This is a genomic window from Streptomyces sp. NPDC006265 (assembly GCF_040613555.1).
GTDB lineage: Bacteria > Actinomycetota > Actinomycetes > Streptomycetales > Streptomycetaceae > Streptomyces.
Window position 1 is genome coordinate 1 of the sequence record NZ_JBEXSH010001374.1, and the last position, 1,524, is coordinate 1,524.

Below are 1,524 nucleotides of genomic sequence, written 5' to 3' on the forward strand. Positions count from 1 at the left end.
CCATGGTCCGCCGCGCGCTGGTCCGCCCCTGGGGCCCGGGGCGTAGCCCGGTCCACCGGGCCCGCCCCAGCCGGGGCCCCCCGGACCGCCCGGCCCGCCCGGCCCGAAGGGACCGAAGGCCGCACGCAGCCCTTCGAAGCCACCCCGACCGCGGTGCGGGCCGCCGTGTCCATGTCCACGCTCGAATCCGTGGGTACGCATCACAACCACTCTCCATTCCATCGTTGATCTGTCGCGATGCTTCAACGATATATCGGTAACGCTCGACTGGCAAGGCTCTGCCCGTGACGCCCGTGTCCCGTCTCACTCAATCGAGTCGTCTTCTCAACGAACCGAGTCGTTCGGGCTTCTGTCTCAGCGAACCTAGTCGCGCGACTGAGCGCGCTGGGGGTGCTGGATGGCTGTACCGGCTGGGGTGGATCAGGCATGGCCGTGCATCGAGTTGTCGTACGTCGACGCGGTACACGGGTGTCGTCGGCGTCCGCTGCGGGACTGTGTGATGGGCCGGTTCGAGGATGTCGATCCGGTTCGTACGTTTCGCTGGTCGCGCGGTGAGCGTCACTTCCCGGGCTGGTACTGGGCGGCGACGACCGGGCGGCACGTCGGCTTCGAGTCGTGGCTGGAGCGGGACCGGCTGCTGCTGATGGACTTCGATCCCAACGTGGTGGGCATCAGCTCGCAGCCGTTCTGGTTGCACTGGCATGACGGTGACCGGGAGCGTCGGCACGCCCCGGATTACTTTGTGCGCCGCATGGACGGCTCGGCGTTGGTCGTCGATGTGCGTGCGGACGAGCGAATCGAGCCGAAGGACGCCGAAGCGTTTGAGGTGACGCGCCGAGTCTGTCTCCAGGCCGGGTGGAGATTCGAGCGACTGGGGGTGCCAGACGCGGTGCTGCTCGCGAATGTCCGGTGGCTGTCGCGCTACCGGCACCCGCGGTGTCTGCGCGAACCGGCGGCCGCCCGGCTCCGGGAGGTCTTCACAAACCCAGGACCGCTCATGGCTGGAGCGGACGCGGCCGGGGACCGGCTGTCGACGCTGCCGGTGTTATTCCACCTCCTCTGGCTTCAGGTGCTGATCGCCGAGGACATGCCTGCCGAGTTGCTGGGACCGCGCACGATCGTGCAGTTGACGAGTGGAGTTGACCGGTGACCGGGAAGAGGCGGGTGCCGCCGGCGTCCCGAATTGCGGAGTTCCCGGAGGCTGCCGCTGAACAGGCCCGCTGGTGGGAGGGGCACATCCTGGAGGTCCTGCACGGACTGCCGCCGGATGCTCCGGAGGGGGCGACGCCTCGGCCAGAGTTCGATCCCAGACAGTGCTCGCTGGCACAGCGCGAGCGGGCCAAGGCGGCCGAGCTGACGGCAGCCGGGCACCGGGTGTCCGCCAGCGGCGTCAAGCAGCGGCGGCAGCGCTATCAGCGGGATGGGCTGGTCGGGCTGGCGGATGGCCGGTCGGCCAAGCAGATGCAGGCCTTCCGCCAGGTCGATCCGGCCGTAGTGGACGCCATGCGAGGGGCGATCGCCGAG

General features: G+C 69.2%; 1 protein-coding gene and 2 pseudogenes. 2 read left to right on the top strand and 1 reads right to left on the bottom strand.

Going from position 1 to position 1,524, the window contains the following annotated elements; translation table 11 throughout:
* Positions 1–201 (bottom strand): annotated as a pseudogene (locus tag ABZ281_RS49010) (PadR family transcriptional regulator); the annotation flags it as partial.
* Positions 202–397: 196 nt separating this feature from the next.
* On the opposite strand from ABZ281_RS49010, the gene ABZ281_RS49015 reads away from it, so the two are divergent.
* Together ABZ281_RS49015 and ABZ281_RS49020 are read left to right on the top strand one after the other, a co-directional pair.
* Positions 398–1,150, top strand: coding sequence for a TnsA-like heteromeric transposase endonuclease subunit (locus tag ABZ281_RS49015; RefSeq protein ID WP_356665293.1), 753 nt, complete (start codon positions 398–400; stop codon positions 1,148–1,150).
* Positions 1,147–1,524 (top strand): annotated as a pseudogene (locus ABZ281_RS49020) (integrase); the annotation flags it as partial. The gene ABZ281_RS49015 and the pseudogene ABZ281_RS49020, both read left to right, overlap by 4 nt.

Bases quoted from the DNA above. Each gene is read 5' to 3' on its own strand.
- ABZ281_RS49015 (WP_356665293.1), top strand. From the start codon at position 398: ATGGCTGTACCGGCTGGGGTGGATCAGGCATGGCCGTGCATCGAGTTG.